This is a genomic window from Moorena sp. SIO3I8 (assembly GCF_010692325.1).
Classification (GTDB): domain Bacteria; phylum Cyanobacteriota; class Cyanobacteriia; order Cyanobacteriales; family Coleofasciculaceae; genus Moorena.
Genome location: NZ_JAAHHW010000033.1, coordinates 21,848 through 29,926, shown reverse-complemented (window position 1 = coordinate 29,926; position 8,079 = coordinate 21,848). Strand labels below are relative to the sequence as shown.

Here is an 8,079-nt window from a genome sequence, read left to right as displayed (position 1 = left end):
TCAAACCGTAAACCAGCCAGTACATCCACACAGGCTGCTAGGTTTCCCCGTAATGGTTTTTCTTCAATTTTATCCACTTGGGCAACCACTTGCTCTAACAATCGATTAGGGCTATTACTCCTAGCTAGAGTTGCCAAGGGTAACAGAGCTCGATTGGCTAACAGTGGTTGAGGGTCTTGCTCCCACAGACGAATTACTCGATAACGATGCCAGGTGTTAGTATCCCTAAACTCATTAGTAAATACCATCTGTGAGGTCGTAGATTTTAGGAAAATCACGACCTGGTCAATGGGACATCGGTATTTACGTTGTAATCTGACCCAATAGTCTAACATCCGAAATGGTAGTGGTGGCTCGGATTGGGGTAGGGTTTGAAATTCTAGGTGCAGAATTTGGTTAGTACTTTGCAGTAGACTCAGAGCATCAGCGTGAATTGGTTCAGCACTTAATTCGGTTTTAAGTACCTGAATATCGCGAGGTTCTTCACCCAATAGCCAATGAAAAAACTCCGATGGGTATTCTTCGGCTAAGTATTTAGCGATGCAGCGCGGTCTTGGGGGTTTCCCCCATGAGCGACTGCATCAAGACACAGATATTATCGTAAGCCAAGGCAAATTGTTCAAAGTTAACACTATCTCAGATAGTGTAGTGAATCTGAACTAGAAAATTGATCGCACCTGGATCTTGTTTATTGAGTCAAGTTATGATACATTACTAGCTTTTAATTAGAGTTCTGTTGGAGCCAGTTGAGTAAGTCTTCCCTGGTCTGGAAATCCCAGATGGCTTCTGATAAACGCTCTAGCTCTTGATTCGTCAAGGCTTCGATTAATGCGATCGCATTACTGGATAGTTGGCCAAAACGGCGCTCAAGCTGTCGCACTATTACCCTTCTTTCCCCTTGTACTCGTCCCTGTATTATTCCCTGTTCTATTCCCTGTATTATTCCCTGTTCTATTCCTTCCCGTTGAGCTAGACTCAATGCACCTCGCGTGTCCTCCAAGACCATCTCCTGCTTGCGGAGTTTTTCCAATTCTGACACACTCAACCCCGCTTGATTCGCTATAGTTAAGGCTTTTTCTAGCTGTGGGATTTCCCTGAGATTCTCAGGAATAATTTCTAAACTGGGAGCTTCTTTGATAAAATATATCCACTTATCTATCACACTTTCTAACTCTTCCAGCTGCTTAGTGAATTTGGGAAGTTCCACAAACACCATCGCTAATTCATTTTCCTGATAAGGCAAGTGCTCTTCTTTTTCTTGAAAGTAAAAACAGCTAATTACTTTTTCGGTTGATGGGAATAACTTAAAATCCGTGATGGTTAACGCAATGACTGGATTGAGATCGAAATATCCCTGTCCCGACTTTAGTTGATTCCCATAGGTTTTGCACAAGTTATAGACCACTCGCTTCTCGAAAGCCTCCACATTCCAGATTTGCATTTCAATCAGCACAGTTGTTTGATCCTCTAATACTGCCTTAACATCCAGATAGCGATGCAGCGCGGTCTTGGGGGTTTCCCCCATGAGCGACTGCATCAAGACAGTGTCTTTTAACTCCACTACATCCCCGGCACTATAGGGGTCAAGGATTTCTAAATCCTGGATTACCGACTCCCCGGAGTAGATCATGGCATTGAGGAAGGAAATCAGAATATCCTTACTTTGATCTGAGCCAAAGATTTTCTTGAAAGCAAAGTCAGTTTTGGGACTAATGAATCTCATGGTTTTCGCAGTTTACGAGGTAGAGTGGTTAGTCAATGTCTTTCCTAGGGAATCTCACGGACATCGTTTCAGTAATCATCCTAGCAAAATCCGTTGATATTCTGGTGTATAACCGGTCAGCATTTCTCTAAGCTTAAAAGGAATCAACGGAAGAAAAGCAGGATGATTGTTCAAAATACTAGTAATAATACTAATACTAATCAATCCAGTAATCATCAATGGGATGATGTTCGTGCAGCCTTGAAACGATTCTGGGGTTACGAGGATTTTCGACCTCCCCAAGGTGAGATTATTCGGATGATTTTAGAACAACGGGATGCTTTAATTGTTTTGCCTACTGGTGGTGGTAAGTCGATTTGTTTTCAACTACCAGCGTTACTACAAACTGGATTAACATTAGTGATTTCTCCACTGGTAGCATTGATGGAAAATCAGGTGCAGGAATTGCGCGATCGCAAATTACCTGCTGCTCTGTTACATAGTGAATTACCTCGCTCCCAACGGCAACAAACCCTTCAAGCTCTAGAAAAGCAGCAACTGCGATTGCTCTACTTATCCCCAGAAACCCTACTCAGTGCAGCAGTGTGGAAACGATTGTGTCAGCCACAGCTTCAGATTAATGGATTGATTTTAGATGAAGCCCATTGTTTGGTTCAATGGGGTGATACCTTTAGACCTGCTTATCGCCGTTTGGGTGCAGTAAGACCAGCACTGCTTAAGTGTAAGCCCAAGGGAACAAAAATTGCGATCGCATCCTTTACTGCTACCGCTGACCCCAAGGCTCAACAAACCATCCGCAAAGTCTTGCAACTGCGACAACCTCAAACATTTTTAATTAGCCCCTATCGAGACAATCTTAACCTCCAGGTCCAAACCGTCTGGACTCCCAAAGGACGTCGCCAACGAGTATTGAACTATATTAAAGCCAGACCTAAACAAGCTGGGTTAGTCTATGTCCGTTCCCGAAAAGATAGTGAAGTGTTAGCGCAATGGTTTACTTCCTTGGGGTATTCCACCGCAGCTTACCACGCTGGCTTGGGTGCTCAGGAGCGTCGGAAAATTGAAGCCAGCTGGATTAGTGGTCAGACCCAATTTGTGGTATGTACCTGTGCCTTTGGCATGGGGATTAATAAGCCAGATGTACGCTGGGTCGTGCATTTCCAAGCACCTTTACTCTTATCGGAATATATTCAGGAAGTAGGTCGTGGGGGCAGGGATGGTAAACCAGCGGATGCTTTGACCTTAGTCAGTGAACCAACGGGATGGTTAAATCCAGAGGATAAGCAACGACAAGAGTTTTTTGCCCATCAAATGCGATCGCAATACCAACAAGCTCAACAGTTAGCAAAGCAATTACCAGCCCAGGGAGAAGTAGCCAAAGTAGCCAAAGAGTTTCCCAATGGTGCCATAGCTTTAGCACTCCTCGATAGTGCTGGTCAACTAGAATGGATTGATCCATTCCATTACCGACAACACCGGTCTCGAAAATCTTCCTCCCTAGCACAGGTTAGTACTATCCAACAGCAAGCCCAGTCTCAGATGAATCAATACCTGAAAACTCGCCAGTGTCGTTGGCAATTTTTACTACAGGCATTTGGTTTTACTCAAGAAGCGGTTGGCTTTAGATGCGATCGCTGTGATAATTGTTTATCCCATTGATCAATTGGATTAGCTACTTCGTCTTAGGTTTTAGGGAGTAGGGAGTAGGGAGTAGGGAGTAGGGCAAGAGAGGGAAGGGTGGGGAGATGGGGAGATGGGGAGATGGGGAGTAATTGTGCTTGTTTTAGGCTACCTTAAAATAAGCTGTCGCGCATTTAAACGACCTTGTCTTGATGCAGCCCCTCCCCATGAGCGACTGCATCAAGACACAGCTTATTCAATTTTTAGTTTTGAGATTCAAGACTTTAAATAATTATTTAGTCTAAACAGACTATATATTCCTAGGGCTGTACCAATTGGTAAACTCAACAGATTCACGCATGCCGCAATCCAGTTAGCAGTATTTGGCTTGGTGCGCTGATAGAAGAATCCTGCCATTATATTAACAGTTCCAAACCCAAGGATAAATATATGCATGGCGATAGTGAATAAAATTATCCAACTATCACATGCATCTCCTCGGAAAGGTTCATTAATACATAATGAAGGACGCATCTGGATTATATATCTCGAAAAATCGAAATATATACGAAATGGCAACAATCCAAAGAAGAAATAAATGCCGCCCCAAATATAGTGAAAGATACTGAGCCACTTGAAACGTTTCATAGAGTGCTCTCCATTTTTTGTTTAAGTTCCAGCTATAGTAATTAATATAGGTAGATTACACCGGAGATCTCTCTTAAAGCGCACCTAAGAGGTCTTGGAGGAAACCCCTATGAGCGATCGCATCAAGACACGGTTTATCTTCTAACTGAATAATATCTAATTTAAATGCACAACAGCTTAACACCAAAAACTTCTCGGATATCTTGACTACTGCTCGAAAGTTTCCGATTCCCGATTCTAAATTCGCGCATTCTACTTGGTGGTGCGTTACGGGGCGGGCTATCCTAATACTGGCGCTCGAAGTGGAAAATGAGGGCAAGCCCGCCCCTAACGCACCCTACATTCTTAATTCTCAATTCTTAATTCTCAATTCTTAATTCTCAATTCTTAATTCTTAATTCTTAATTCTAAAAAACCTTCTATCTGTTGCCAAACTTTATCCAACAAATCAGGAGAATCAGCATCAAACCATTCAATCTCAGGATAAGCCTTAAACCAAGTGCGTTGACGTTTAGCAAATTGGCGAGTGTGGACAACAGTTAACTCTCTGGCCTGATCAAGGGATAAGTTACCAGCAAGATAATCTTTAATTTCCCGATATCCCAACGTATCCAGTAACGGTAAATTCCATCCATACTTCTGAGCAATAGTTTCCACCTCAGCCACAAATCCTGCTGCTAACATTTGGTCAGTACGCTGAGCAATCCGCTGGGTAATAGTTTCAGAATCCTGACATTCCAAGCCAATCTGGAGAATTGGATAATTAGGAGGATTTTCTCCCTGCTGCTGTGATATCGGAATTCCAGTTACATAAAATACTTCCAATGCTCGCAATGTCCGCACTTGGTCATTGGGATGAATCTTCTGAGCAGCAACAGGGTCAATCTGTTGGAGGAAATTATACAGCTGAGCTTGACCAAGAGCAGCTAGTTGCGATCGCAAATCTTCCTGAGGCGCAACCCGAGGAATTTTTAACCCCCGCACTATCGATTTGATATATAAACCAGTACCACCAACTAGGAAAAGAGGGTTATTGTTTAAATCTGCTTGATCTAGCTGGTATTGCTTTTGTTTCCTGTGTTCGCTAGCTATAATTTCCTGAGCTTGCTGTTGATAATCAGCTACAGTTAAGGTTTCTGTTGGATCACAGATGTCGATGAGATAATGGGGTACCTGCTGTTGTTGAGCCAGTGTCGGCTTAGCGGTTCCAATATCAAATTCCCGGTAAACCTGACGAGAATCAGCATTAATAATTATCGAACTAACTCGCTGTGCTAATGCTATCCCTAGACTCGACTTACCTGTAGCTGTGGCACCGCAAATTACTATGACTGCTGAGTGCTCAGTGCTGAGTGTTGAGTTTTGAGGGGAGGGCTGTTTCATCTTCGATTGCGGCATTCGGGACTAACTTGAGCACTGACCCACTGACACCATCATACCCTATATAGTGAATCCCCTATAGAAATAACCTATGAAAATGGGCTGTGGTCGCCTATAAGGCTTTTGTGTTACAATCTTTGGGTGTTTTATCATTTTTGATAAATCATAGCCTTTCAAAGCTTTTAACGGAAAACCCCGAAAGATTATGACGAGTAGTTACAGTGCCGATCAGATTCAAGTTCTAGAAGGTCTCGAACCGGTGCGGAAACGCCCAGGGATGTACATCGGGACAACTGGACCTAGGGGTCTCCATCATCTAGTCTACGAAGTTGTAGACAATTCCATCGATGAAGCGCTGGCTGGGTATTGTACTCACATCGAAGTTGATATCAATAGCGATGGTTCCGTAACCGTTACCGATGACGGACGAGGAGTTCCTACGGACACCCACCCTACCACAGGGAAATCAGCACTGGAAACCGTAATGACCGTACTTCATGCCGGTGGTAAGTTTGGTGGTGGCGGCTATAAAGTCTCTGGAGGATTGCACGGTGTTGGTGTTTCCGTAGTCAATGCTCTGTCTGAGTGGGTAGATGTAACGGTGTGGCGGGAGAAAAAAGAACATACCCAGCGCTATGAGCGGGGTGTGCCCATGACTGAACTACTCGTCAAGCCCTATAAAAAGGCCCACACTGGTACCTCAGTAAACTTCAAGCCAGATACCGAAATCTTTACTGGCGGTATTGAGTTTGATTATACTACCTTATCCGGACGTCTCCGAGAACTGGCTTACCTGAATGCTGGTGTTAAAATTACCTTCTCAGACCATCGCCTGGAAGAACCCAGAGTAGAAACCTATCACTACGAAGGAGGGATCCAGGAATATGTCGCTTACATGAACCGAGAAAAGCACTCCCTACACGAGGAGATTATCTATATACAAGGGGAACGCAAAAGTATCCAAGTGGAAGTGGCACTACAATGGTGCATTGATGCCTATAGTGATAATTTGCTGGGTTTTGCTAACAATATTCGCACTATTGATGGTGGTACCCACTTGGAGGGGCTCAAGACAGTCTTGACCCGAACCATGAATGCGATCGCACGCAAGCGCAATAAACTCAAAGAAAGTGAGTCTAACCTAGGTGGTGAGAATATCCGAGAAGGATTAACTGGGGTGATTTCTGTCAAAGTCCCAGAGCCAGAATTTGAAGGTCAAACCAAAACTAAACTGGGAAATACAGAAGTAAGGGGGATTGTAGATTCCCTAGTTGGGGAAGTCTTGACTGAATACCTGGATTTTCATCCCCAAGTCGTCGATACTATCTTAGAAAAAGCGATTCAAGCCTATAAAGCCGCAGAAGCTGCTCGTCGTGCTCGTGAATTAGTGCGGCGGAAATCAGTACTAGAGTCTTCTCCCTTACCCGGTAAGTTAGCCGATTGTAGTTCTCGGGACCCAGGGGAATCAGAGATATTTATCGTTGAGGGGGATAGTGCAGGGGGATGTTTTTCTGGAGAGACACAGGTTGCCCTGGCTGATGGACGGTCTTTGAGCTTCAAGGAACTTGTAGCTGAACAAGCTATGGGTAAAGAGCATTTTTGCTACACCATTACCAATAACGGCAGCATCGGAATAGAACGGATTATCAATCCTAGGATGACCAAAGCCAATGCTAAAGTCATCAAACTTACCTTAGATAACTCAGAAACCATTATTTGCACTCCCGATCACCTGTTCATGTTGCAAGATGGTAGTTATAAGCCAGCAGTATCTCTGACTCCTGATGATTTGCTAATGCCTCTATACCGGCCACTGGCAGAAATCAGGAAACAGGCAAAGGTCAAAACCCAACACAAAGAAGCCTATTCCGCTGTTGCTGGTAATCAGACACAGGTTTGTGAAGCTGTTGCTAACTATAACTACCAAGTTGTTTCCATTGAATCCCTAGAACAATTGGTAGATGTCTATGATATCGAAGTGCCTCATACCCATAATTTCGCTTTAGAGAGTGGGGTGTTTGTTCACAACAGTGCTAAACAAGGACGCGATCGCCAATTCCAAGCCATTCTCCCCCTCCGTGGTAAAATCCTCAACATTGAGAAAACTGATGATGCCAAAATTTACAAGAACACAGAAATCCAATCCCTAATTACAGCCCTAGGGCTAGGGATAAAAGGAGACGAATTCGACCCGTCCAATTTACGCTACCACCGCATTGTAATTATGACTGATGCTGATGTGGATGGCGCTCACATCCGTACTTTATTACTAACCTTCTTCTACCGCTATCAACGAGCCCTTGTAGACCAAGGCTACATCTACATTGCTTGTCCTCCCTTATATAAACTAGAACGAGGTCGCAACCATAACTATTGTTATAGCGATCGCGAACTACAAGAGCGGATTAGCCAATTTCCTGAAAACGCTAACTATAACATCCAACGATTCAAAGGATTAGGTGAAATGATGCCACAGCAGTTGTGGGACACCACCATGAATCCAGAAACTCGCACCATGAAGCAAATCGAAATCGAAGATGCTGCTGAAGCTGACAGAATCTTTACTGTACTCATGGGAGACCGGGTTGCTCCTCGCCGCCAATTCATTGAAACCTATGGCGCTCGACTCAATCTCACCGATTTAGATATTTAGAGTCTACCTTACTCACAAATTAGTACTAGTGTAAGCTATCAGCTGTCAGCTGTCA

General features: G+C 43.9%; 6 protein-coding genes and 1 pseudogene. 3 read left to right on the top strand and 4 right to left on the bottom strand.

The features are described from left to right. Both F6K51_RS15195 and F6K51_RS15190 read right to left on the bottom strand, forming a co-directional pair. Positions 1–491 (bottom strand): annotated as a pseudogene (locus F6K51_RS15195) (hypothetical protein); the annotation flags it as partial. A 230-nt stretch (positions 492–721) separates the two neighbouring features. Beyond that, positions 722–1,723 carry an Rpn family recombination-promoting nuclease/putative transposase gene (locus tag F6K51_RS15190; RefSeq protein ID WP_293021461.1) on the bottom strand — a complete coding sequence of 334 codons (1,002 nt, stop codon included), beginning with the start codon at positions 1,721–1,723 and terminating at the stop codon, positions 722–724. A 162-nt stretch (positions 1,724–1,885) separates the two neighbouring features. Here F6K51_RS15190 and F6K51_RS15185 point away from each other — a divergent pair, with 162 nt between their 5' ends. Continuing rightward, positions 1,886–3,382: an ATP-dependent DNA helicase RecQ gene (locus tag F6K51_RS15185; protein ID WP_293021459.1), complete on the top strand. Its 1,497-nt coding sequence runs from the start codon at positions 1,886–1,888 to the stop codon at positions 3,380–3,382. A 94-nt stretch (positions 3,383–3,476) separates the two neighbouring features. Continuing rightward, entirely contained in the window at positions 3,477–3,635 is a 159-nt protein-coding gene (locus F6K51_RS15180; RefSeq protein ID WP_293021457.1) for a hypothetical protein, read from the top strand. Between the two features lie 429 nt (positions 3,636–4,064). On the opposite strand, the gene F6K51_RS15175 is transcribed toward F6K51_RS15180, so the two are convergent. Then, complete coding sequence (locus F6K51_RS15175; protein ID WP_293021456.1) at positions 4,065–4,310, bottom strand: hypothetical protein; 246 nt, start codon at positions 4,308–4,310, stop codon at positions 4,065–4,067. 68 nt (positions 4,311–4,378) lie between these two features. Next, entirely contained in the window at positions 4,379–5,374 is a 996-nt protein-coding gene (gene miaA, locus F6K51_RS15170) for a tRNA (adenosine(37)-N6)-dimethylallyltransferase MiaA (protein ID WP_293021454.1), read from the bottom strand. A gap of 202 nt (positions 5,375–5,576) precedes the next feature. Here miaA and gyrB point away from each other — a divergent pair, with 202 nt between their 5' ends. Next, entirely contained in the window at positions 5,577–8,024 is a 2,448-nt protein-coding gene (gyrB, locus tag F6K51_RS15165; RefSeq protein WP_293021452.1) for a DNA topoisomerase (ATP-hydrolyzing) subunit B, read from the top strand. Positions 8,025–8,079: the final 55 nt, after the last annotated feature.